Genomic DNA, 26,996 nt, shown 5'->3' with positions numbered 1-26,996 from the left:
TGCATATTCTAATAAGACTTTAAAATCTTCATCTACCTCATCATTTACAACCTCTGGAATTCTAAATCTAAAATCTAGCTCATTATTATCACCTCCATTTACTACCCAATCGTCTGCTGGTAAATCTGGTTCGATTTCACTTATACAAGCACCACTAAAATGTGCTGTCAAAAATATCTCATGAAAAGGTACTACACCAACTTCTTCATATTCATCTACTCTATACGATTGGTACACTCCTCGCTCACATTCTGAAAAAATCTGAATACCCAAATCTTCATAAGAAATATTTTCTGGTGCATCTAACCCTCTAGCAATACGCAATTGTGCTGTAATCTCCTGTGTATAACCTGTAGGTGAACTTGCATCTGGTCCAAAAACAAATTCTGATCGTGTAGTAGGTTCAAAAATAGGTGATTCGTTCAAGAAAATTTGTGCTCCTTCATTATTACTAGCAGCATTTATCCCTACAAAATATCTATTATTGGTATTTAACACATCCGATCTTCTTGTGTTACGTAGGGTTAAAGTATATAAAATAGATTCATCTCCCGTACCAAAACCTACTGTTTTATCTACAACTAACTGTACTCCGTCAATAGGCACTGTTCCTGATTCAAATGGACAACGACTATCTCCTGCTACCGTTAAAAACATAGGCGTATCATATACAGGATCTCTACGTATTCTTACATTAAAGTTATCTCCTGCATCATCATCTGTTAAGGTAAAACTATCAACTCTTGTATTTACATCCTCTGTACCATCACTTCCTCCATTTATTCCTGAAACAGACACGCTTGTAGTCAAACCTACTGTAGCTCCTAGAATATTATGTCTAGTTCTAACCTCTGTATTTACTCCTCCACTTACATTTCCTGAGTTTTGCTCACTATCGTTTACAGCTCTACTTAATTCATAAGCAATTGTTGTTCCTGCTGAAAAAGAAATTTCTCTATCTAAATCGGTTACATTACCAATACTTTCGTCTCCATTATCTATATTTCTAAGATTAAAAGTAGTTCCATTAAAAGTCCCTCCTCTCTCAAACGTTTCTATATATTCTTCTCTACTAGGTCTTCTAATGATTTCTTGCCATCTTTGAGTTTCTATTAAATATCGCACCAAATCTTTATCTGCATCTGCTGGACTAGGATCAAAATTAAACCCATCTATAGTAGCTTGTAAAGCTAAAGAGTTTCTTGTTGCTACACTTTCCACCGTAGGAGGAAATAACTCATCATGTCGCTCTATAAATAAACGTTGTAAATCTGGTATAATATCATCTTCTATTTGTTGTCTTGAAAAAACAAATGGCGTAGCTTCATCTGCTGTCATTACATCTCTATTTGTATCAATATCTACAGTACAATTAGTAACTGTCAAAGTACGTCCAGTTCCAAAAGTCAATACTTGCGAAGTACCTATAAATACATCTGCATCCTGCCCCACATAAGTATCAAAACTAGGTGTTGTAATATTTCTCGATATTGACACAGTATTACCATTTCCTGTTGTTCTTCTAAAAGTTGAATTAACATGTCCTCCAACAGAGAAACCTGTTTCTGTTTCTGTCAATGTTGTTAAATACCCAGCAGCCATACCAACTCCTGCAGGTGCTACTACATTTAACACTATATTTTTCATTTCAAAAGAAGCTCCTCCTGGCATACCTACTACACTAGCTGCTATATCAAATCCATTTTCAACACTCTTTGAATACGTATACGTAGCTCCTTCTGAAATAGTAGCTGAACTACCATCTCCTGGCGGATCATGTAATACATATCCTACTGTAGGATCTACTAATGTAAAATCACTATTCCCTCGTTGTGATCCTGTCACATATGCTCTTTCATTTGCATTTTTATTTCGTCCTTCATGTGACACTGCTATAGTAAGGTTACTAAAGTATGGCGCTATAAAGTTTGGTACCAATGTCGCAGTCGTTGCAAAGTTTGCAAATCCTAAATCATTTGAATCAATACCTAACTTTCCTGATATCATATCTCCTCCTAAATCTACTGTTGCCCCTTCTACTGGACAAATATTTGATCCATATCGTTCAAATACATTAACTGTAAATAGCATTGCAGATCCTGCTTGAACTGTATAAATACTTCCATCATCATCACTACATGAAGCGGTTACTAATCGCTCATCAAGATCTGCTTGAGTTAAGGTCAAATTATCTCCTATGATCTGTGCTAATTCTCCATCTCTTAATGCATAAAAAGTAGTTTCAACTTCAATAGGATTTCTAAATTCAAAATCAAAGCTTAAATCACCTCTTCTTAAATCCAAAACTGGAGATTTAACTTCTCTTCCCGTGTCCTCATTTGTTAAGGTAACGCTATATGTCCCTGGTACTAAATCATGTACTTCAAAAACAGTATTATCTCCATTGAAGTTATTTCTATCAATAATTACACTATATTCTGGAAAAGCAAGATCAGTACGTGTGATTGTTCCGCTCCATTCTCCTACTCCATAATTACATGGTACTACAATATTTCCAACAAAAGATCTTCTTGTAATATTTTCAAAATTAACACTAGATATAGATTCTACTAAAGAAAACCTATATTGACTATCATCTGTAGGGTCTATTAAAGCAGCTACTTCACCTTCTCCTATTGCTCTATAAGCATACTCAAACCTTCTAAAATACCCTGAACTTGAAGTATCATTAAAAAATGCGCCTCCTTGTAAAACCAAAAAATTATTATCCTCAGAATCCTTATTTGCTGCTAAATTCACTGCTCTTCCACTACTCTTCCTATGTTCAAATGTATATGATAAAGCTAATGCATCATCATCTGTAAGTACATCTCCATTTCTAATAGCTTCTAATTCTTCATTTTCATAAAATGCTTTTCTATATTCTAAAACATCTAGATTAGTTCTAGAGAAATTAATTCTAGGTTCAGTTCCTGTACCTACATTTTGTGCTCCTAGGTACACTTTATCATTTATCGTCAATCCATTGTATGTATCCTCCTGATAATCACTATTCACTTTAAATGCTACCGTATTGGTTTCTGGGTTTGCACTTATGGCAAAAAAGGCATATCTAGAACTACGCTCTATTGCTGAGCTTTTCACATCTCTGTCATTAATTACTAGATATAAGCGTTCATTATTTCGAAGTTCTACTCGAATATCTCCCCAATGAAATATAGTTTGTATTGGATTAAAAGTTCCTCCTATTCCTTCTTCTATTAAATCCGGTAATATAAAACCTGACCATGTAAAGCTATCGGTATCATTTAACTCGATATTAGAGTTACTTTCTGCAAAGCCTGTGCTTCCATCAAAATCTAAACTTATCCGATCTGCATTTACGTTACTTCCATTAGTATCTATATTTGAATCTATCTGATCAGCTACTCTCAAAATGATTTCATCTGTTGATGGTGATGCTGAAATCAAATATACTCCATCTGTATTAGTACGTACTTGTGCATCAGGCTCAATACTTGTCACTACTCTATTGTCAAGCTTTAAACTTGTTCCTTGTAATGAAGGTATATCAAACAATTCTGCTGGATTATCTGGATCTGGAATACGATATACAATTCGTCCAGAAATAGGTAAATCTGCACTATTTATAAAATCAATAACTATATCTTCTGGAGTTAATGATCGTTTTATTTCCCTTATTTCAGTCTCATTATTAAACTCTCCGTTAGGCTTTGAAGGAATAAACATATATGATAATCCACCACCTTCTCTTCCTGCATTTATAGAGGTCATACGATATTGACCATTTTCATCTGTATATGCTCCATACATAATTGGAGCCTGATCACCTGAACTTAATCGTATTAAATTACTTATACTACTACCCGATAATCTTCCTCTAGTTACAAAGGCTTGATTATATATAGTAGTAATATCTGGTATATCAAAGCGATAATAAGCTAATAAATTTTCTTCTTCTCCTGTGATGATCAAATCTTTATATCGACCTATCTCAATAGTTGATCGTCTTCCTTTCCATATACGGATTTCATCTAACTGATAGGTATTATTTACAGCTGCATTAAATGAAAATTGTGAAGTTCTGTTTAATCCTACTATAAATGGATTTGTTGTAGTTACATTTGCTGTAAACTCCCTTGCGCCATTAGTTGGAGCAATTCCTCCATCTATATATAAAGCTCCTCCTTCTGGGCTAAATGTAAATGCATAATGATGCCAATCGGTATCATCTGGTTTCGTTGTAGTTAAATACGTAATCGTATTTGCAGGGTTAGTAGGGTTTAATGATTGTAGACTAACTGTTGTATTTGTAATACGTATTTCTCCTACATCTAATTTAAATACAGTATTTTCTCCAGAACTAGAAGTTGGGGTTCTATACCAAAACTCTATAGTACCTCTTCCCCCTATTTGTTCAAAAATAGTTATATCATTAATTCCTATTGGTGAAGATGTATTGGGTCTAAACTCTAAAGCACTTCCTGGAGTATCTCCTGTTACTGGTATTGCTGTTATTAATGTACCTTGATCATTAACTTCAGTTTCTGACTGTACCTTACCGTTTACCCTACCATTTGCGAAGACAAACCCATTATCAATTCCAGAATTACCCCCTCCTTGATCTGGTGTTACGGTATACTCAAACAATTCATTAACGTTTACACCACCATCAAAATGCTCTACAAAAGTGGATACTGGAAAATTTGCAGCTACCTCTTTTGTTGCTATTCTACTAGGTAAACTATTAGGATCTGCTAGATTTCTTCTTTCGATCGTATAACTAGTTACATTACGAAGGTGAGGCCATCGTAAGGTTATCCCATCTTTTCCTTCAGACACTGTTGTAAAATCTGCTCCATTGCCATCTGTTGCTTGTAACAATACATCTTCTAAACCAAAAATAGGATGATCTACTATAGTAGTTACTTCAGCTAAACGAACTCCACTAGTTCCAAATACTCTACTTACTACATGTGCATTTTGTACTTGAACATCCGGATTAGCTACTAATGTCATTCTATTAGTCCATTCTGTAGCTTCTAATTGAGGTAAATTATTTATTGGCACTTCAACAAAACTATTATCTACATAAGCAATTACTAATCCTGCATTTGCTAAAGTATTTAGGTTTGTAGTATTTTCACTAAAAAAGGAACGAAAACGATTTTCTTCTATTTGTATTTGTGTTCGTCTACGATTCCATGCTCTAAACTCTGCTATGCTCAATTGATCATGATCTGCTATCGTAAAATATAAATATTCTGGTTGTATATTTGCTTCATATTGCATTGAAGATTGTCTTACACCATCAATATATACTTGCAATCTTTGTTGTATTTGGCTTGCTCCAGGAGCAAAAGTTAATGCTATATGGTGCCATTCATTGTCTTCTAAACGAAAAGATGACGCTAATTCAATTTCTGGGATTACTGCATTTCCTATCGTTATTTGTAAACGATCTCTTGATCCCATTAAAGTAAATTCATCACTTCCTGTTTTTAAATTGGATAACCGCCATGGATCATAGGTTTCTGCTGAATCTTCAGCTCCTTTTGATGCCATGATCCAAAACTCTATCGTAGCTTCTCTAGCAGAACCACCATTAAGTAATTCTGATGTTAATCTTGTTTGGGTATCAAAGTGTGAAGTATACTCATTTCCTCCTTTAAGTATTAAAACAGGAGGCCTATCTTGTGCTTGGGCAAAATTTACTCCTAAATATATTGTCATGATCCATAACAATATATAGCGTATATAATTCTTTTTCATATATTGTTATATTAGAATACGTTCTTTATTTTTTGTAATCTATATTTAAATCTTCCTGCTACGGTTTCATTATCTATCACCCTAGTTAATCTTTCCCCAGAAGTATTTCTAAAAAATGTAACTGTAGGAGTTCTACCATCTATTGGTGTTTGTAATCCAAATTGTCTAAAATTCCCTACCTCTATAGATATAATCTCTGTATCTTCTTCATCTTGCATTACAAGCTCCCAACAATATAACCGTATATCATCTTCTGAAGTCAACTTTTCAAACGTTACTGGTTCATTTACATTTGCTGGAGCAAAAGTTGGATTTCCAGCTCTTTTCAAAAAATAATTTGGAGCTTTTGCAGATGCAATCAATACTATCCCCGTTCTACCTTCTATAGGCTGTAGTATAAATGATTGCAAAAAGCCATCTGTACTATTTAACTCTTCACTAGAAATAGGAGTTAATTCTGCTGCATTTGTTTCTAGATTATGATGTAACACATACGTATTACCATCACTTTGATCCTGACAGACAAATCTATATAGATAGGTCTCATTATTTTCTTGTGCTACTACACTAGTACATCCCAGTAATAATAACACCATAAATTGATATATTCTTTTCATGTTTTTGCTTTTATTCTCCTTAACTATTGACAATAGTTATCCTTCTCATTGTTTTTTCTTTTTAAACAATGAGGTGATATACTAATCGTCTTTTAGTAATGGATTTTTATGTTTGATATGTTATATTCTCGATATAATTTTATATCGCTTCGCTTTATAAAATCATTCTAACTCACAAATCAAACACTCTTGTTGGGTTTTTATTTATTTATCGCTGCTTCTAGAGCTTCAATCTTTTTCATTAATTGCTCAATCTTTTCTTCTTGATTGATCGTATGCAATGTCAATTCTTCTACCTTTTCTACTAAAACGGTATTGATTTGCCCTACATTCATTCCTTCTGCTACAACTTCTGCTTCAGTAGGCATATTAGGTAAGTGTTTATTAGTCTTAATGTATTGCGCTACTTCTTTAAGTGGCATTAACTTATAATCTTTTGCAAATACATAATCTGGAAATGTTGTTACATTTAAACGTACTTGATCTGTTGTAACCACACCATCCTGTAGACGCGTAACCAGTTGATTATTTGAGTTATAAAACCCTACAAAATCATTATTTCCACCTCCTTTTAGTTTTAATGCTCCTGTAGACTCTATTTCTCCTCCATTTCCATCTCTTAAAATAAGCCTCAACTTTCCATCTTGTAATGTAGCCATATTATCATTATGACTGTTTTTAAACTCAATAACATCTCTTGTGCTATTACTTATACCTGGTCTTAATGAAACACTTCCATTACTCTGATATATTCCATTATTTGTTCTTATTGCGCCATTAACATGTAATCTAACTTGTGGGTCATTTACTCCAATTCCTATTCTACTACTACCTCCCATAGTTAAATTTGAATCAAATCTTGCAGATGATTCAAATGTTGCAGATGATTCAAATGTTGCTTGTTTTTTTACTTTTAAGCCCTCATTATGAGCCATTGTTGCTATAGTTTGAAGATCACCTCCATTACCCCCTACTCTAAATCGTATATTTTCTATTAATCCATTATTATTAATATCTCTATTATAATTTGCAATAATTTCAAGTCCTCTAACACTTCTTAATCGAGCGTATTGCGTATGTTTAATTCCTCTAAGATCTAATCCTGTTCTATTTATCTCTGCATTATAATCTCTCTCGTCACCATTACCTATAACAAACCTAAATGATTCTGCGGCTCTATCATTATTAGCATCTGCTCTCATATAAATCCCTGCATCTCTATCATGAACTCTTCTAAAGTTACTAGGATTTTGAATTCTATCACCTGTAGCAGCATCACCTCCATTCTGAGCTTGCATATCTAAACTCGCTAAACCTAAAACCATAAAACTCAGCATTGTAATTTTGTGTTTTCTTTTCATTGTTATTATTTTTATTCTTTATTGTATTCTCAACTTTTGAGATATCTATGCTAAATTCAAAAAAAAACACTGGTAAAAACTTGATCTAAATCACATCACGAACTTTTTTAGTTCCTTGAACAGAATTATAAAAACAAACCTAAATCACTAAAAAAAAGTATATTAATTATAATTCTTTATATTATTTTTTAACATTTATACAACATATTTTTAAGGATTTTTAACAAAATAACATTTCAATATTCTAAGCACAATTAATCCTTAAATATCTATACTTAAAACTATCAAAATAGTGTGTTTAATTATACGTAAAAACTTGATTTTATCAATCTCAGATTTTTTAAAATTCTAACTTCATAATTTTACAGTTGATATCAATTAATGTTTAAATTGATTTTCTAATTTTACCGAAAAAATCAAAAATGCCTAGCTTTATTCGTTTAGTATTATTTCTATTCTGCTATAATTTATTAATAGCACAATCTAGTAAGGATAAATCTTTATTGGATAGACTTAGTTCTTTTAGTGAGAATGTATCAGAAGAGGAAATCAACTCAAAACTTAACAACTTACATACCATATCTAAAAAGAATTTAGCATTTTTTTATACTTCTTTAGCAAATTATCAAGTTCAAATTTTAAGAGACTACCGAAAAGCTTTTGAAAATTATCACTTAGCCCTTGCCCAACCTATTATAACCGAATACAATAAGGCTGAAGCATTACATGGAATTGCCGTTATTTATAATAATCATTTTCATAATGATTTAGCTATCAAAAATTATAAGAAAGCACTATCAATTATAAAGAAAAATTATCCTGATTCTATTACCGATATAAATGCATCTTACAGCAATATTGGTCACTCCTTCTCGAGAGAAAACTATATAGATAGTGCTACCTATTATTACAAAAAAGCAATCGATTTTGGGATTAAAAATAACAAACCTATAATCGGAGCTTATTTTAATTTAGCTATGATTACAAAAGATCAAGACTCTGCATATCATTATACTTATAAAGCTCTAAAATCTGCGTTAGAGACTAAGCAAGATTATCTTTTGACTTTTTGTTATTTAAATTTAGGTAGTATAGAAGTGAATCGACATCACTTAAAACAAGCCGATAGTCTTATATCTTTATCAAAAAAGAATGCATTTAAATTCAAACAAATAAATTATCTTAATGAAATTAAGATACAACAAGCAAGGCTCTTGATTGCTAAAAATAAAACTATGGAAGGTATAGCTTTATTAAATGCTACTGAAGATTATTTTATACAAAAAAATAATTATAGACAACTTGGATTTATATATTCCAGCTTAGAGAAAGCTTTTTTGAAGAATAAGAACTTCAAGAAGGCTCATGAAGTTTTAAAAAAATATTATAAAAACCTAGACAATAAGGAAAAAAATAAAAAAATAAAATATTCGGAAGGGATTAACTATTATAAAAAGTTAGAACAACAATTAATCATTAAAAATCAACAGAGAGCAAAAAACAAACTACTTTATATCATAATTATTGCAAGCCTATTAATATTAATAAGCCTAGGCTCATTACTCTTTTTTAAATATCGAAAAAAACAGAAAAAACAAAATGATGTCATTATTAATAAAAATGAAGAACTTAATTCTAAAATTAATACATTAGAAGATACTCAATTGTTAAATCATCAACAATTATTATTTAAAAATCTTTTAGTCAATGAAAAGCAAAGTTTTCTAAAGTCATTATTAGATGATCTCAAGGATATATCAAAAGAATCTAGTTCAAAAAATAGAATTAAAGTTTTAAACTTACATAAAAAAATACAAATCAATATTAAGAACGATACTGGTGAAGAGTTTGAATATTATTTTGATAAAGTTCATCCTAATTTCTATAAATCTATTAATGAAAAAGGATTTATACTAAGTAAAAATGAAATGAGATTAGCAGCTTTAATTAAACTTAATTTTAATACAAAAGAGATAGCAGACATTACCAAAAAATCTACAAACACTATATATATTGCCAAAAGTAGATTAAAAAACAAACTAAATTTAAATAAAGAAGATTCACTTTATAATTATATACAGCATATTTAGTCTTTTTAGATTAGCTTAATTTTTTGCTTAAACACAACTTTTGTTCTTGATCCCTTTTGTTCTTGATCCGAAAAGTGTCTTCGCAAAATATCACAAACAAAAAAAGCCTTATAAACAATAGTTTATAAGGCTTTTGTACTGAAGGCGGGACTTGAACCCGCACGACCTAAATGGTCATTGGATTTTAAGTCCAACGTGTCTACCAATTCCACCACTTCAGCGTCTTAATGTATAAAATGTAAAGAACATTCTGGTACTCAAGGTGGGAATCGAACCCACACTCCCGAAGGAACTGGATTTTGAATCCAGCGCGTCTACCAATTCCGCCACTTGAGCAATACGGGTGCAAAATTAATAAATTTTTCCAATCTGCAAGAAAAAATTCAAAAAAATATCACATTGAGTGAAAATAAATTTCTAAATTTGCACCTCAATTTTGAAAGAGAGCCATAACAACTCACTAAAAAACAATTGTTTAATCATGCCTATATCAACAACAGAAGCTAAGCTTTTTTCTTGTACGCAAAGTGCAGATTTAGCTCAAAAAATTGCTTTAGCATATGGTGCCAAGTTAGGAAATGTGATCACTTCGACTTATAGTGATGGTGAGTTTCAGCCTTCTTTTGAAGAATCTGTAAGAGGTTCTAGAGTATTTATTATTGGTTCAACACATCCAAGCTCTGATCACCTTATGGAAATGCTCTTAATGCTCGATGCAGCAAAGAGAGCTTCTGCTAGACACATCACAGCCGTTATGCCCTACTATGGTTGGGCAAGACAAGATCGCAAGGACAAACCTAGAGTTCCCATTGCAGCAAAATTAGTCGCAAAAATGCTTGAAACTGCCGGTGCCACTCGTATTATTACGATGGATTTACATGCCGATCAAATTCAGGGTTTTTTCGAAAAACCTGTAGATCACTTATTTGCTTCTACAGTATTTTTACCTTATTTACAATCATTAAACTTAGACAACCTTACGATCGCTTCTCCTGATATGGGAGGATCTAAGAGAGCTTATGCTTATGCAAAAGCTTTAGAAAGCGATGTAGTTATCTGTTACAAACAACGCGCAAAAGCCAATGTGATTTCTCACATGGAATTGATCGGTGATGTAACAGGTAAAAATGTAGTACTTGTAGACGATATGGTCGACACTGCTGGTACTTTAACCAAAGCTGCCGATGTTATGATGGAAAAAGGTGCAAAAAGCGTTCGTGCTATTTGTACACACCCTATCTTATCTGGTGAAGCTTATGAGCGTATTGAAAATTCGCAATTATTAGAGTTAATTGTAACAGATTCTATTCCATTAAGAAAAGAATCTAAAAAAATACGAGTAGTAAGTTGTGCAAATCTTTTTTCAGATGTTATGCAAAGAGTTCATCACAACGAATCTATTAGCTCTAAATTTTTAATGTAATTTATTAATTTTTTATACATATTTTAAAATGAAATCATTAACAATCAATGCATCTCAAAGAGAAAGCGTAGGTAAAAAATCAACTAAAGACTTACGTAATGCTGGACAGGTACCTTGTGTTGTATACGGTGGAGAAACTGTTGTACACTTTTCGGCGAAAGAAATCGCGTTCAAGGACTTAGTATACACTCCAGACGTACACACAGTGGTAATTGCTTTGGATAATGGTACGCAAATCAACGCTATCTTACAGGATATTCAATTTCACCCTGTGACAGATAGAATTTTACACATCGATTTTGTACAAATCTTTGATGATAAGCCTATCACTATGGAAATTCCTTTCCGTACTGTAGGTAATGCAAAAGGAGTTCGTATCGGTGGGGTATTACGTTTCAACTTACGTCGTGTGAAAGTTAAAGGTCTTGCAGCAAATCTTCCTGATTATATCGAAGGAGATATCACTGAATTGAATATTGGTAACAAATTATATGTTACTGATGTTGCTAACGAGAACTATACAATCTTACACCCAGACAACACTGTATTGTGTCAAGTTAAGACGTCTCGTAATGCGATGAAAAATGCAACTGAAGAAGAAGAAGCATAGTATTTTATATTGCATACTCAAAAAGCATCCTGATATTCGGGATGCTTTTTTTATTTTTACACAAAATATATTAAATGCTTTCGTTTTTAAAAAGATTACTATCCAAAAATCTTTCTGAAGAAACTCAAGAAGAGCTCATGAAAAAATTCCTTATTGTAGGTCTTGGTAATATTGGACCTAAATACAGCAGTACTCGTCATAATATTGGTTTTAAAGTCCTCGATGCTTTAGCCAAAGAAGAAGATTTAACGTTTGAAACACAAAAATTAGGAGATCTTACTACTTATAAATTTAAAGGTCGAACTTTCCTTCTTTTAAAACCAAATACATATATGAACCTAAGTGGTAAAGCTGTCAAGTATTGGATGGACAAAGAAAAAGTGCCTTTAGAAAATGTATTAATTATTACTGATGATATTAATATTCCTTTTGGAACCATACGTATTAAAGCCAAAGGTAGTGCCGGAGGACACAATGGTTTAAAAGATATTGAAGCAAAATTGAATACTTCAAAATATACTCGTTTTCGTTTTGGAGTTGGTGCTGATTTTGGTAGAGGTAAACAAGTGGATTATGTTCTGGGTGAATGGAGTACTGAAGAAGAAGCTGCACTACCAGAACGTTACGACAAAGCTATTGCTGCCATCAAATCTTTTGGTACTGCAGGCCTATCAAATACTATGAATATGTTTAACGGAAAATAAAGAGTCATAATTCAAACATTTCTTTATTTTTATACCTCATAAACCAGATTTTTTGAAACGTTATACACACGCTGATACATACGATAACAACATACCTTCGGCAATTACCATAGGTACTTTTGACGGTGTACACATAGGACATAGAAAAATTATTGATCGCTTAATCGCATCTTCTAAAGAGCGTAATCTAGAATCAACTTTACTTACTTTTTTCCCCCATCCTAGGATGGTTTTACAAAAAGATACTAATATCAAGTTGATTCATACTATAGATGAACGCATACAGATTCTAGAAAAGACTGGCTTAGACAATCTAGTTATTCATCCTTTTACCAAAGAGTTTTCTAGATTTACTGCACAAGAATATGTTAAAGATCTTCTTGTTGATCAACTTAATGCAAAATCTATTATCATAGGTTATGATCACCGTTTTGGGCGAAATCGCGCTGCAGATATCTCTACGCTACACTCTTTTGGAGAAACATACAATTTTGCTGTAGAAGAAATCCCTCAACAAGATATTGAAAATGTAGCTGTAAGTTCTACCAAAATACGCAAAGCACTTTCTGAAGGAAATATTAAAGTTGCCAATAATTATCTAGGAGATAACTTTATGCTTACCGGTAAAGTTATTAAAGGAAAAGAATTAGGACGTACTCTTAATTATCCTACTGCCAATATTCATATAAAAGAATCCTATAAACTCATTCCTAAACAAGGAGTATATGTTATCAAAGCTTGTATTGATAATAAAACTTATTTTGGGATGATGAACATCGGTACTAATCCCACTGTAGAGAATACCGATAATCAACGTATCGAAGCTCACTTTTTTGATACTACTTTTAATTTATACGATAAATGTATACAGGTAGAAGTATTAGAATATATTAGAGAAGAACAAAAGTTTTCTTCATTAGATGATCTTAAAACTGCCATGCAACACGACGAAGATTTTTCTCGTGATTTTATAAATTCATTACTATGATAAAACGATGGTTATTTACCCATATAGATAATAGTGCTTTAATCATTTTTAGAATCATTTTTGGTTTTTTAATTGCTGCCGAAGCCATTGGCTCTATTTTTACTGGCTGGATTAAACGTACTTTAATCGAACCTAATTTTACTTTTAATTTTTTAGGTCTTGATTTTTTACAACCATTACCTGGTAACGGTATGTATTTTTATTATCTCGTTATGGGAATCATCGGACTCTTAATTATGGTGGGGTATCGCTATCGCTGGAGTATGATTGCTTATACTATTATGTGGGCTGGGGTATATTTTATGCAAAAGACCTCTTATAACAATCATTATTATTTATTACTCCTACTCTGCTTTATGATGTGTTTTTTACCTGCTGCAGGTTATCTATCATGGGACGCAAAACATAAAGGTGAATCCAAAATATCAATGCCTAGATGGTGTTCTTTGGTCATTATCATACAACTAACAATTGTCTACACCTATGCATCTGTAGCTAAGTTATATCCTGACTGGCTAGATTTTACTGTTGCTAGAAATCTTATGGCTGCAAAAAGACATTATTACATCATTGGCGATATTCTACAACATCATTGGGCACATGTCACTGTTGCTTATATGGGTATCTTATTTGATCTATTGATCATTCCGTTATTATTATGGAGACGTACTCGTGTTTTTGCTTTTTGCATTAGTATTTTCTTCCATATGTTTAACTCTATTGTACTTCAAGTTGGTATTTTTCCATATTTATCATTAGCATTCAGTTTATTCTTTTTCTCTAAAGAACGTATTCACAATTTATTTTTAAAACGTAAGCCGTTTTATGATAAAGCAGAAGTTATTGTTCCTAATTATCAAAAACCATTAACCATAGGAATACTTATTTGGTTTGTTATTCAAGTTGGACTCCCGCTACGTCATTGGGCAATTCCTGGAGACGTATTATGGACAGAAGAAGGACATCGTTTGAGTTGGCGTATGATGCTACGTGGTCGTACAGGATATACTCGTTTTTATATAGTTGATAAAAATGATCCACAACAAAAACGAACACTTGTTAATACCAAAGATTATTTATCAAAAAAACAGCATCGTACTATATCGAATAAACCTGATGCTATATGGCAATTTGCACAACGCTTAAGAGAAGAATATGCTCAAAAAGGAAAAGATATTGCTGTCTATGTAGATTCTAAAGTATCTATTAATGGTAAAAAATCGAAGATTTTTATTGATCCTAAAGTTGATTTGGCATCTGCTCCATGGAATTACTTTACTACTAATCCTTGGATTATTAAGTATCCTAAAACAGATGATAGTGCCACAAAATAATGTATCGTTTCACTTTTTATGAACCGCTTATTTATAAAAGACATTGCTTTAATTAAGCTTTTGTCTTTATATCCCGTAAATTCATAGATCATCTTTTGTTAAAACAATTTGGTTTTGTTTAAATTTGCTCGACCATCGCGTTAGGGATAGTAGTGACATCCTTTTTTGTATCAATATAGATATAAAAAAGATATAGCGAATAGCCCGCCTATATCTTCTGATATAGGAACGCCCAAAATAAAAATCATGTTATTAATTCAGAAAATCGCAGAACACAAAGAGGCTTATATTGAAGCATTAAAAAAGCGTAATTTTGACGCGGCTCCAGTATTTGAAAAAGCCATTGCACTTGACGAAGAACGTCGTGCTACGCAAGCAAAATTAGACAACATTCTTGCTGATTCTAATCGATTATCCAAAGAAATTGGGCAACTTTTTAAGAGTGGAGAAGCACAAAAAGCTTCGATTCTTAAAGAAAAAACGGCACAGCTAAAAGAAAGTTCAAAAGAACTATCTACTACTTTATCCAGAGTTCAAGAAGACTTAACACAGTTATTATATACGATTCCTAATATTCCGCATGATTCTGTTCCTGAAGGTAAAACTGATGAAGATAATGAGGAGATTTTTACAGAAGGTGAAATCCCTACATTACATGAGGGAGCTTTATCTCACTGGGAATTGGCCAAGAAATACGACATTATTGATTTTGAATTAGGTGCCAAAATTACTGGTGCTGGTTTTCCTGTTTATAAAGGAAAAGGTGCTCGTTTACAACGTGCTTTAATCAATTATTTCTTAGATAAAAACACTGCTGCTGGATATAAAGAAGTACAGGTTCCTCATTTGGTAAACGAAGCTTCTGGATTAGGTACAGGACAACTACCAGATAAAGAAGGACAAATGTACCATGTTACTGGTGATGATTTATATTTAATTCCTACGTCTGAAGTTCCTGTAACGAATTTATATCGTGGTGAATTGCTTACAGAAAAAGATCTACCTATTAAACATACGAGTTATACTCCGTGTTTTAGAAGAGAAGCAGGTTCTTATGGAGCTCATGTTCGTGGTTTAAACCGTTTACATCAATTTGATAAGGTTGAGATTGTAAGAGTAGAAAAAGCTGAAGATTCTTTTGCTGCTTTGGACGAAATGGTGGGTCATGTTAAAACGCTTTTACAAGAATTAAAGCTTCCGTATCGTATTTTACGTTTATGTGGTGGTGATTTAGGATTTACATCTGTTTTGACTTTTGATTTTGAAGTATTCTCAACGGCTCAAGATCGCTGGTTAGAGATCAGCTCAGTTTCAAACTTTGAAACGTTCCAAGCTAATCGTTTAAAATTACGTTACAAAAACAAAGAAGGTAAAAAACAATTGGCTCATACACTTAATGGTAGTTCGCTTGCTCTTCCTAGAGTTTTGGCTGGTATCTTAGAAAATTATCAAACACCAGAAGGTATTAAAATTCCAGATGTATTAGTACCTTACTGTGGATTTGAATACATAGATTAACGTTTCTACAACATCATAAAAAAGCGTATTTTGCATATCTTTACATAAAAACATTGCAAAATGCGCTTTATTTATTTCATAATATTATCCCTTTTTACAATTATAACTCTTGGTCAATCAGCACAATTGGCTAGAAATTATATGGATCAAGGTGCTTATGAAAAGGCGCTTACCATCTATCAAGATTTATATAAAAAACGTCCTAATTATAAATATTTAACCAGTCTCGTTGATGCTTATCAACAATTAGAACGATATACTGAAGCTGAAGAGCTATTACATAAACAAATAGCTAAATCTCCTACCAATGCTAGTTTTTATGTCGAATTAGGACATCATTTTGAGTTACAACAACAAAAAGAAAAGGCGCAATCTTATTATCAAAAAGCATTGGACCTTCACAGTGATCATATCAATCAAACATATATTCTAGCTCGTGCTTTTGAGAGATATAGCTTGCTAGAACAAGCTGCGTTGGTTTATGAAAAAGGAATGCTTGTTAATCCATCTGTTAACTATCATCTTAATCTTGCTAAAATTTATGGAGAACAAGGAAAATTAGCTAAGATGTTTGACAGCTATCTTGTTTTATTAGAAAAACAACCTAATTACATTAGTTTATTACAGCGTTATTTTAATGACTTTGTTACCGAAGATCCACTTAATGATGCTAATATTTTACTTAAAAAAGCTTTGATTAAAAAGCTACAACAAACACCTAATTCAACTTATAACAAAATACTAAGTTGGCTATACATCCAACAAAACGATTATAAAAAAGCTTTTATTCAAGAAAAGGCGATTTATAAAAGAAATCCTGAAAGTTTACAAGATATTGTTGAATTAGCACTGATTACTATTGAAAAAGAAAATTACTCCATTGCTCAAGAAATACTCAATTATATTATTGAAAGTAATGTACCTAATAGCACTAAGATATATGCTAACCAACTTTTATTGCAATCAAAAATAGCCACAGCTACTCCAGAAAATCATGATGACATAATAGCCGATTATAAAGCACTATTTGATATGTATGGCACAGAAAAAAGCACCTTATCGTTACAAATTGATTATGCTCATTTCTTAGCCTTCACTTTAAATAAAAAACAAGAAGGAATTGGGTTTTTAAAACAGTTACTTAAAAAGCGTCTAACTCGTTTTGAAACTGCTAGTGTAAAAATGGAACTTGCAGATATTTTAATTCTTGATGAAAAATTTAATCAAGCATTAATTTATTATACTCAAATTCAAAATGCTGTAAAAAATAATCATATCGCACAAGAAGCTAGATTTAAAGTTGCTCAAACTAGTTACTACAAAGGCGATTTTAAATGGGCTCAAACACAACTAGATGTACTTAAATCCTCTACTTCGCAGCTTATTGCTAATGATGCGATGGAATTGAGTCTTATTATAAGTGATAATTCACTAGAAGATTCTACACAAACAGCACTTAAGATTTTTGCCAAAGCAGATTTACTTGCTTTTCAAAATAAAAATACAGAAGCTATAGCTGCTTATGAGCAAATTCTAACTGAACATAAAGGAGAAAAAATTGAGGACGAAGCGCTTTTGCGTCAAGCTAAAATTTATGAAAAGACTGGAAGTCATGAACAAGCAAAAGATAATTATTTAAAAATCTTAGCTTACTTTAAAGACGATATTTTAGCAGATGATGCCTATTATCACTTGGCAGAACTTTATGCTAATCAACTTCATTTACCAGAAAAAGCTAAAGAAAACTATGAGCAATTAATCTTTAATCATGCTGATAGCATTTTCTATGTAGAAGCTAGGAAAAAATATCGTGCACTTCGCGGTGATGCAATTAATTAAGTTCTTTAATTTTTCACCTCATATACAACTTTTATTTGATTATAATTTTTGAAACTAATTCGTTCTTACATTAGTTCAAACACATTTTTATAAATCATTTTATTTATTTGAATACTACTTTGTTTAAAAAGTTTACGTACTCAAAAACTTTTATAAACAAAATTATTTATTTCATCATTTTTATTTATTACCTATAAATCAAAATATAGAATGTATCTTTGCTGCTTTAATAGGGTTTAACCTAAGTTTAGAAATCAAGTTTACTTATGTATATATATAATGTTACCATTAATGTAGAAGATGAAATCCATAATGAATGGATGCTATGGATGCAAAACGAACATATTCCTGAAATGCTTGCTACTGGAAAATTTAGTAAAGCATTATTTACACGTGTTATGGTCGAAGAAGAAATGGGCGGCACTACATACTCTGTACAGTATACTACCGATAGTAAGGATACATTAGAGCGTTACTATACTGAAGATGCAGAAACACTAAGAGCTAAATCCAATCGTTTTGCAGGGAAATTTGTCGCTTTTAGAACAGAATTAGAAATTATAAGTGAGCACTAATGTCTAAATCTAAAAAAAAGAAAAAATACAGTACGCCTTATGTTCCTCAAGAAAAAACTGCAGTAAGAGCAAAAAAACATCTTGGGCAACATTTTTTAAGAGATGAGGGTATTGCTAGAGATATCGGAGATACATTAACTTTATCTGGCTATGATAATGTGATTGAAATCGGTCCTGGTATGGGAGTATTAACTAAGTACATTCTCCAAAAAGATCTTAATGTTGTAGCTATGGATCTAGATACCGAGTCTATTGCATATCTCAATACGCATTTTCATCTAGAGCACCCAGAAATACGTAATGCAAAAAGTACGTTTAAAGTTATTGAAGCTGATTTTCTCAAATTTGATTTAGATAGTTTATTTCAAGGGGATCCTTATGCCATTACTGGAAATTTCCCTTATAATATTTCTAGTCAAATCGTTTTTAAAACTATAGAAAACAAACAAAATATTCCTGAGTTTACTGGAATGTTTCAAAAAGAGGTTGCGCAACGTATTTGTGAGAAAGAAGGTTCTAAAACTTATGGAATTTTATCTGTACTCACACAGGCATTTTATGATGCAGAATATTTATTTACTGTACCTCCTACAGTGTTTAATCCTCCTCCAAAGGTTGATAGTGGTGTTTTGCGATTACGTCGTAAAGAAAACTATACTCTTCCTTGTAAGGAAAAACTGTTCTTTACTGTAGTTAAAACAGCTTTTGGTCAACGTAGAAAAACACTGAGAAATAGCTTAAAATCATTGCAGCTTTCTGATGCTTTACGCGAAAGCGAATTGTTTTCAAAACGTCCTGAACAATTAAGTGTAGCTAGTTTTATTGAACTTACATTAAAAATTCAGGAAGACAACGCTTAACCTTTTTATTTATTGCATTATTTGTTAATTCTTTTAACACACATATAAAACGCAATTCATTTGTTTGGTTATCTTTGTCCCGATTAAAATTATAGTACACCTTTATAAAACGTATCTATATGCAATTTCAAGTCTCTAATGAACTTATACTTCGACTGAAAGATCTTATTCAGGAAAAAAATGATACTCGTTTATTAGAGATTTTTAATGAACTTCACTTTGCAGATGTTGCCGAAATCATCAATGAGCTTAGTCCTTTTGAAGCAACATACATCATTAAACTATTAGATAGTGAAAAAACTTCTGATGCTTTAATGGAGCTTGAAGAAGATGTACGTGAACGTATTCTTAATAAGCTTTCTGCCAAAGAAATTGCAGAAGAAGTTGAAGAATTAGATACCGATGATGCTGCCGATATTCTTGCAGAACTTCCTGAAGAACGTGCAGAAACTGTTATCTCTGAAATTGAAGATGAAGAACATGCCGAGCATATCGTTGAATTATTGCGTTATGACGAGGATACTGCTGGTGGATTAATGGCAAAGGAACTTGTTCAAGTAAATGAAAACTGGACTGTTTCTCGTTGTGTTTTTGAGATGCGTAAACAAGCAGAGAATGTAACTAGAGTACATTCTATTTATGTAGTTGATCAAAACAATAAATTAAAAGGTCGTTTATCTCTAAAAGACTTACTTACTGCTTCTACAAAAACTTATATTAAAGAAGTTTATATCCCAAAAGTAGATTTTGTTCGTGTTGATGACGAAGGAGAAGAAGTTGCTCGTATTATGACCAAATATGATTTAGAAGCAATTCCTGTTGTTGATCATAATGACGTGCTTAAAGGTCGTATTACAATTGATGACATCGTTGACTTTATTAAAGATGAGGCCGAGAAAGATTATCAAATGGCTGCCGGTATCTCTCAAGATGTAGAAGCCGATGATAACATTTGGGAACTTACTCGTGCGCGTCTACCCTGGCTTGTATTGGGGTTATTAGGTGGTTTAGGTAGTGTTTCTATTATGGGAAATTTTCACTCTGCTCTAGAACAATATCCTACTTTATTTTTCTATACACCTCTTATTGCTGCCATGGCTGGAAACGTAGGTGTACAATCCTCTGCTATTATCGTGCAAGGTCTGGCTAATGATGTTGTAAAAGGTAGTTTATGGAATCGTCTTGTTAAAGAAATAGGGCTGAGTTTGATCAATGGTATTGCACTTGCACTCTTATTGATTCTTTTTGGAGTCATTATGGGTAACGAAATGCTTTTTAATCTCACTGTTGCTTTAGCATTAATTCTAGTGATCATCGTTGCTGCATTAGTTGGTACTTTTGTACCTATTATTCTAGATAAAAAAGGTATCGATCCTGCTATTGCTACTGGTCCTTTTATTACAACTAGTAATGATATTTTTGGAATATTTTTATTCTTTTATATAGCTAAGCTTATTCTTGGTTTTTAATAAAAAATCACCATTGTATCACTACAATGGCAATCTTTTAATCTAGCCGGAAAAAATATTAACTCTCTTCTTGACAAGAGTATTCTTGAGTACATGCAAAAATCACTTTACAATATTCTGGCCCTGTTACAGCTCCACTACAAGAACATCCACATAAAGAATAATCTGCTATAGCACTTCCTTTAATTGTACGTTGATTTTCTTTACTCAATACCTTAACTCCTGATAAATTTAAAAAATTGGTTTTCATGTAATAATGCTTTTTTATTAGTTTATTACTTTAAATTTAGCATAAAAAAAATGCGGTTAAACCTTTTTTAAATCAAGTTTAACATTTACTTGTATTTTAAAATTAGATTATTTTATCTCATATTTACTTTATTTCTTTAACTAATAAAGAAACGTTAAGATATCTTTGATTACTTATAGAATTAATTATCTTGTTTTGCTAAGAATTAATTTGTTTTTGAAAAAGATCAAAAGCGTTTATAAAAAAAGATGAAAGCGATTAATATTAAAGAAAAATTATCACAGTTTGACAAACAATGGCATCCACATCGCATTGCCATGGTTGATAACAACCAAATATACTTAGCTAAACTTTGCGGTGATTTTGTATGGCACAAACATGATGATGAAGATGAGTTATTTCAAGTGATTAAAGGGACTCTGGTAATGAAGTTTAGAGATAAAACCGTTAGAGTAAATCCTGGAGAACTTATTGTTGTTCCTAAAGGAGTAGAGCATTGTCCTTCTACCGAGAATAATGAAGAGGTTCACGTCTTACTTTTTGAAAAAGCAAGTACTAAACATACCGGTGAAACAGAAAGCGACCGCACTGTTTCTCAATATATCGATATTTAATTATTAAGTGTTAAAAAGGCTTGATAAATTTAAATAATTATCAAGCCTTTTTTATCAGTTTATATTAGTAAGTCTATTCTATAGCCATCTTTTTGCTATCTACTTTCTTTCCATCAATATATAAAGCATAATAATATATAGCAGAAGGTAATCCTTCGCTATTTACATTTAAGACACCTTCTCCTCTATCTTCTAATGGCACTCGTGATACAATCTGTCCAGAAGTATTACTAAACACCATCTCTGCTTTTGATACAGAAACTGGGACATAATATTTAATTATCGAAGTATTTTTAAATGGATTAGGAATGTTTTGATATAATATAGCCTTATTACTTACTCTTTCTACATCATTTACATTTAATGTCGTACATGCACAATCTTCAAGAGCTTCCATTCTTGTGATCAAATCATCTATTTGAGATTGCTGGGTTGCATTCTCATTTTGCAGAGGAGCAAGAATTGCAGATAAATCAACTGTTACCGAGTTACCATTTTCAATTTCAATAGTTAGTTCATTATTTGTTAGTGTAGCTGCTGTTAAATTTTGATCATCTGTAGATACTAATGGTGTAAGATCTACTGTATTTCCACCTGTAATACTTAACGCACTATTATTAAGATTTAAGGTTTGTTCGTCTGTATTATCTAAATATGCTGCTAAATCCACCGTAGTTGCATCATTAGTTAAACTCAATTCATTATTAGTTAATGTCAAATCTTGATTATCTGTGTTATCTAAATAAGCAGTTAAATTTACAGTTCCACCATCTTCTAGAGCTAAAGTATTATCTGTTAAGGTAAGTGCCTGATCATCTGTACTAGTCACCCATTGTGTACCGTCCCATAAATACAACTTATTCTCTTCGTTATCATACACCATCATTCCGTTATCTCCACTTTCTAAGCTTGCTCCAAATGTCGTACGCTGTTCTGTCGTTAATCGATTTATTAGCAAACCTTTATCTGTAGCATTCATATGTAATGATGCATCTCCATTAGGGCTAAAAGTTCCAATACCTACTGTTCCCGAAGCTCTTAATGTAAGCGTGTTTTCTGGAGTATTAGGTTGTATTCTAAAAGATAATTTACTTCCATTAGAAACATCTCTAATAAAGAAATTAGCCTCATTCCCCGCTATATCCCACGTTTGAGCTGTAAATCCATCTGATCCATCTTGTTCTAATCTATACGTAGGAGTATTTCCATCGGTAAGATGTAAGTGAACGGCAGGGTTTGTATTCCCTAGACCTATATATCCTCCAGACTCCATAAAAAACTTATTGTTTCCTGCTCCAGCTTGTATCTTAAAAGGTACGGTTCCTGCTGTAGCATCGTCTATAGAGAAAAAATTGTCTCCTCCATTTGTAGAATCATTAAATGTAAAACGCCAATCATTGCTAGGAAAATTTGCAGTAGTCGAAACATCTTCAAAGTACATTCTCAAATTATCTTCTGACATTACAAAGGTATCAAACCCAAAACTATGTGACGAGTTTGCATCAAGACCTATCTGTAATGATCCTTGAACAAATACATCAGAGTTAAATACTTGTTGCCCTAATACTGTACTTGAGGTTAAATATCCTCCTGATAAAATAATAAATAATAAAAGTCTTTTCATGTGTTTTCGTTTTAAAAGTATGCCGTTAGTTTTAACAAACATAGTGATTTTATGATTGTTACACTACTGCTCTATTTTATTAAAAGTAACTCTTAACCACCAATAAAACAACCGCTTACGACAAAACATCATTTTTTATCGATAATCTGTTCATTGCTATCGTCAAATCGTATATAACATACTGTTCATTATTTTTTCTATCGAAAAAAGGTATCTTTGATTAGATATTAAAACATTTCTTTTATGAATTTAAGATTAGTTTTTTCTTGCTTCTTCTGGATTACTATTTTCGTTTCATATGCACAACAATCCTCCAGTTTTCAAGAAATTGTTCAAAAAATTCATGAATTAGAAAAAAATAAAGATCCTAAGTGCTATGCTACAGCAAATCGTTTGGAAGATTTTATGTATGGGACTCCTTTAAATGATTTAGCTCGAAATCTAAAGATTCAAATACAAAAAGAAATTATTCTTTATCTAAAGCAAAAAGCATCTCAAAATGCCATTGCTGATCATTCAAAAAAGATTACCACCGAACATTTACAACCTATTATTCAAGAGCTTTCTACATATAAAAAACTTACTAGTGGAGATTATGAATATCAATTACCTGATGATACTATCAAAATTGCCAAACTCGACTATGATCAATATGCTTCTATTTCATATTGTTATCGTTCATTGTTGTCTGTAGAGCAAGATCTATTGTTTTCGCCCAAAGCAAACTTATTACCTTTTGATAAAGATGCTATTAGTTATGTAAATGATTATCTTAATATTTCAACTTTGGTAGTCTTAAAAATTGCCGATGAAATTGCTCGAGCAAAAAACCAACCTGAAATCACTCCTGATATTATAAAAACGGCTTGGATAAAAACATTTCAAAAAGAAAAACCTTTAACTCAACAAAAGACCAATGCTATTTTGTCTACAAATGAGGGTAATCATGATTTAATTCAAGAAATCATAAAACAAAAAATTGCTTCTTATAAGCAATATAATAACATTAATCCTAGTCTATTTTTAAGAAACATACAGGTTTATTTTGCTCGTCAAAAATGGCCAACAGATTTAAATACCTCGAAGACATTAAAGGATTACTATCTTGAATCTTTAATACAATTCACGACTTCTTTATTACAACAATCGCATCATATTGCTACCCAAAGAAAACATCCAATCATACGAGTTGCAGATATACAATATGCAGCTAATTCTTTTCTTCCTATTGAAGTAAATAGCTTTGAAGATGTCTTATTTTTCCCTAACAATATTGATAATAACATCAGTATCGAATCTTACGATTTAGATGCTTTTAGAGATAGTAGTTTTCATTGGCGAATACTTGATTACACTTTACAAGATAAACAAGCGCAACACATCAAAACATTAGATCCTAATGCCGTTGAGCTAGTTGTTGAAAATATCGCTCATATGGGAGTTCTTGTTTTACGAATTGCCGGGAGTATTTCTAAATCTCAAGAAAAAACTGCGTTGGACATTAATGATATTAATGCTGCATTCTCACATATACAACAATTAATTAACTCTTATCCTTCATTTGCCCCTAAGCAAGAAAAAACAACTATTGCCTCGGCAAATGCAACCTCATCTCCTATTTCTGGTTTTAGTGAAATAGCTTCTAAAATAGGCATCTCATTTCATCATAAATCATCAGATTGGCTTAGTAGACACATTCGCAGTTTTACAACTTCTTATCAAGAACAAAAAATAAAATTAGCGATTCCTCCTGCTTTTGGTGGTGCTGGTGTAGCTTGTGAGGATATTAATAATGATGGTTTGATTGATGTATTACTTTTAGGTGGTTTTGGTAATAAGCTATTTTTAAATACTCAAGAAGGTTCTTTTAATGATATTAGTAGTATAAGTAATATCAATTATTGGGATCCACAACTTCGCTCTTATGGAGAACCTAGACAACCTATCATTGCTGACTTTAACAATGATGGATTACAGGATATTTTTATTACCTATGTCAATGCTCCTCATAGGCTTTATCAGAATATAGACGGTACGCATTTTACAGATGTTAGTATGTCTTCTAATTTAGGAGGTATAAATGCTGTCGCTGGTCCTGCCACCACATTTGATTATAATAATGATGGTTTATTAGATATTTTTATAGGGTATTTTGGGAATTATATAACAGGAGATTTACCCACTTTAAGTAGGGATAATCAAAATGGTATGCCTAATAAATTATTTAAAAACCTAGGAAACTTTGTTTTTGAAGAAGTCTCGTTTATTCCTTCATCTATTACTAATTCTGGATGGACACAGGCTGTTGGCCATGCCGACCTTAATCAAGATGGCTTACAAGATATTATCGTAGGTAATGACTTTGGTGTAAACAAATATTTTCTTAATAGTTCAACTGGGGTATTTACTGAATCTAGTAAACAATTAGGAACTGATAAACCTTCTTATACTATGAATATAGGAATATCAGATCTTAATCGAGATATGTTTCCTGATCTCTATATTTCTAATATTGTAGTCATGCAAAAGGACGAAAAATATGTAAGCCCTAATAAGGATACTCAAATGAAATTTGATCCTAAGAAAATGGCTAATATTAGAACTGTTGAAGCCAATGATCTCTTTTTATCTAATATTAAGAGTAAACGTCTACATAACTATCAATTGTCTACCAATATTGGGAGAGGTTATTCTTCTACAGGTTGGTCTTGGGATGCCGACTTTTTTGATTATGATAATGATGGTGATGAAGATCTTTATTGTCTAAACGGAATGAATGATTTTAGTGTTTATTCTACCGAAAATCCTTTTTATTTTGAACGCGAAGATCTATCTAAAGCTATACAATATGCAGAGAGTAATCGTGAGAAAAATGTGTTCTTTATTAACGATAATGGGCAATTAATTAACAAAGCCAAAGCATTAGGGGTTGATTTGTATAGTAATGCTCGAAGTGCTAGTTATTTTGATTATGATAATGACGGTGATTTAGATATCATAATTAATAATTATCATGATACTGCTAATGTTTTACAAAATAACACTTCAAGTACTAATCATTGGTTAAAAATCAAACTTATAGGATCTCCTAAACACCACATCAATAGAGATGCCATAGGTTCTTCAATAATAGTTTCTAGTAAACATCACAAAAACTTATGGAGAGAAATCCATAGTACTACTGGTTATTTATCTGTACATCCTAAAATCCAACATTTTGGAATAGGCTCAGATACTACTGCTAAACTTACTGTAAAATGGAGTAATGGTGAAGTGTTTACTTTTAAAAATTTAAATGCTAATGAATCCTATCATATTACATATCCTAACATCTTAAAAAAAATATGATCTACTAATGCAGATCAT

General features: G+C 32.0%; 18 protein-coding genes and 2 tRNA genes. 13 read left to right on the top strand and 7 right to left on the bottom strand.

Annotated elements, in window-relative coordinates; genetic code table 11:
* The 3 genes from ACYEKI_RS07485 to ACYEKI_RS07475 all read right to left on the bottom strand — a co-directional run.
* On the bottom strand, positions 1-5,754 hold a 5,754-nt coding region (locus ACYEKI_RS07485; RefSeq protein WP_459210547.1), incomplete at its 3' end, for a LamG-like jellyroll fold domain-containing protein.
* 11 nt (positions 5,755-5,765) lie between these two features.
* Positions 5,766-6,371, bottom strand: coding sequence for a hypothetical protein (locus ACYEKI_RS07480; protein WP_459210546.1), 606 nt, complete (start codon positions 6,369-6,371; stop codon positions 5,766-5,768).
* 200 nt (positions 6,372-6,571) lie between these two features.
* Positions 6,572-7,732 carry a hypothetical protein gene (locus ACYEKI_RS07475; protein ID WP_459210545.1) on the bottom strand — a complete coding sequence of 387 codons (1,161 nt, stop codon included), beginning with the start codon at positions 7,730-7,732 and terminating at the stop codon, positions 6,572-6,574.
* A gap of 422 nt (positions 7,733-8,154) precedes the next feature.
* On the opposite strand from ACYEKI_RS07475, the gene ACYEKI_RS07470 reads away from it, so the two are divergent.
* Positions 8,155-9,822, top strand: a complete 1,668-nt coding sequence (locus tag ACYEKI_RS07470; protein WP_459210544.1) for a hypothetical protein — start codon at positions 8,155-8,157, stop codon at positions 9,820-9,822.
* A 136-nt stretch (positions 9,823-9,958) separates the two neighbouring features.
* Here the strand turns inward: ACYEKI_RS07470 and ACYEKI_RS07465 are convergent.
* Positions 9,959-10,043: transfer RNA gene (locus tag ACYEKI_RS07465), tRNA-Leu, on the bottom strand.
* Between the two features lie 30 nt (positions 10,044-10,073).
* A tRNA-Leu gene (locus ACYEKI_RS07460) sits at positions 10,074-10,158 on the bottom strand.
* Positions 10,159-10,303: 145 nt separating this feature from the next.
* Here ACYEKI_RS07460 and ACYEKI_RS07455 point away from each other — a divergent pair.
* The 10 genes from ACYEKI_RS07455 (at position 10,304) to mgtE (ending at position 21,142) form a co-directional block, all read left to right on the top strand.
* Positions 10,304-11,245 carry a ribose-phosphate pyrophosphokinase gene (locus tag ACYEKI_RS07455; RefSeq protein ID WP_459210543.1) on the top strand — a complete coding sequence of 314 codons (942 nt, stop codon included), beginning with the start codon at positions 10,304-10,306 and terminating at the stop codon, positions 11,243-11,245.
* A 28-nt stretch (positions 11,246-11,273) separates the two neighbouring features.
* A complete protein-coding gene (locus ACYEKI_RS07450) occupies positions 11,274-11,855 on the top strand; it encodes a 50S ribosomal protein L25/general stress protein Ctc (RefSeq protein WP_459210542.1) in 582 nt (193 codons plus the stop codon).
* Positions 11,856-11,929: 74 nt separating this feature from the next.
* Entirely contained in the window at positions 11,930-12,559 is a 630-nt protein-coding gene (pth, locus tag ACYEKI_RS07445; RefSeq protein WP_459210541.1) for an aminoacyl-tRNA hydrolase, read from the top strand.
* A 52-nt stretch (positions 12,560-12,611) separates the two neighbouring features.
* The gene (locus ACYEKI_RS07440; protein WP_459210540.1) at positions 12,612-13,547 is read left to right on the top strand and encodes a bifunctional riboflavin kinase/FAD synthetase; all 936 of its coding nucleotides are present in this window, start codon (positions 12,612-12,614) and stop codon (positions 13,545-13,547) included.
* Positions 13,544-14,881 carry an HTTM domain-containing protein gene (locus ACYEKI_RS07435; protein ID WP_459210539.1) on the top strand — a complete coding sequence of 446 codons (1,338 nt, stop codon included), beginning with the start codon at positions 13,544-13,546 and terminating at the stop codon, positions 14,879-14,881. Before ACYEKI_RS07440 ends, ACYEKI_RS07435 begins: the two co-directional genes overlap by 4 nt.
* Positions 14,882-15,127: 246 nt before the next feature.
* Positions 15,128-16,399 (top strand): serine--tRNA ligase, encoded by a 1,272-nt coding sequence (serS, locus tag ACYEKI_RS07430; protein WP_459210538.1) that lies wholly within the window; start codon positions 15,128-15,130, stop codon positions 16,397-16,399.
* Between the two features lie 60 nt (positions 16,400-16,459).
* Complete coding sequence (locus ACYEKI_RS07425) at positions 16,460-18,238, top strand: tetratricopeptide repeat protein (protein ID WP_459210537.1); 1,779 nt, start codon at positions 16,460-16,462, stop codon at positions 18,236-18,238.
* A 266-nt stretch (positions 18,239-18,504) separates the two neighbouring features.
* Entirely contained in the window at positions 18,505-18,813 is a 309-nt protein-coding gene (locus ACYEKI_RS07420) for a DUF4286 family protein (protein WP_459210536.1), read from the top strand.
* Positions 18,813-19,673, top strand: a complete 861-nt coding sequence (rsmA, locus tag ACYEKI_RS07415; protein ID WP_459210535.1) for a 16S rRNA (adenine(1518)-N(6)/adenine(1519)-N(6))-dimethyltransferase RsmA — start codon at positions 18,813-18,815, stop codon at positions 19,671-19,673. Before ACYEKI_RS07420 ends, rsmA begins: the two co-directional genes overlap by 1 nt.
* Positions 19,674-19,792: 119 nt before the next feature.
* On the top strand, positions 19,793-21,142 hold the full coding sequence (gene mgtE, locus ACYEKI_RS07410; RefSeq protein WP_459210534.1) for a magnesium transporter: 1,350 nt from the start codon (positions 19,793-19,795) through the stop codon (positions 21,140-21,142).
* 58 nt (positions 21,143-21,200) lie between these two features.
* On the opposite strand, the gene ACYEKI_RS07405 is transcribed toward mgtE, so the two are convergent.
* The gene (locus ACYEKI_RS07405; RefSeq protein WP_459210533.1) at positions 21,201-21,392 is read right to left on the bottom strand and encodes a hypothetical protein; all 192 of its coding nucleotides are present in this window, start codon (positions 21,390-21,392) and stop codon (positions 21,201-21,203) included.
* 248 nt (positions 21,393-21,640) lie between these two features.
* On the opposite strand from ACYEKI_RS07405, the gene ACYEKI_RS07400 reads away from it, so the two are divergent.
* Complete coding sequence (locus ACYEKI_RS07400; RefSeq protein ID WP_459210532.1) at positions 21,641-22,006, top strand: cupin domain-containing protein; 366 nt, start codon at positions 21,641-21,643, stop codon at positions 22,004-22,006.
* A 73-nt stretch (positions 22,007-22,079) separates the two neighbouring features.
* Here ACYEKI_RS07400 and ACYEKI_RS07395 read toward each other — a convergent pair whose 3' ends face one another.
* A complete protein-coding gene (locus tag ACYEKI_RS07395) occupies positions 22,080-23,630 on the bottom strand; it encodes a hypothetical protein (RefSeq protein ID WP_459210531.1) in 1,551 nt (516 codons plus the stop codon).
* Between the two features lie 243 nt (positions 23,631-23,873).
* Here ACYEKI_RS07395 and ACYEKI_RS07390 point away from each other — a divergent pair, with 243 nt between their 5' ends.
* Positions 23,874-26,978 (top strand): CRTAC1 family protein, encoded by a 3,105-nt coding sequence (locus ACYEKI_RS07390; RefSeq protein WP_459210530.1) that lies wholly within the window; start codon positions 23,874-23,876, stop codon positions 26,976-26,978.
* The last annotated feature ends 18 nt before the right edge of the window (positions 26,979-26,996 follow it).

Origin of the sequence: Aquimarina rhabdastrellae (genome assembly GCA_947387485.1) — a bacterium.
Taxonomy (GTDB): domain Bacteria; phylum Bacteroidota; class Bacteroidia; order Flavobacteriales; family Flavobacteriaceae; genus Aquimarina.
This window is presented reverse-complemented; position numbering and strand designations above follow the sequence as displayed.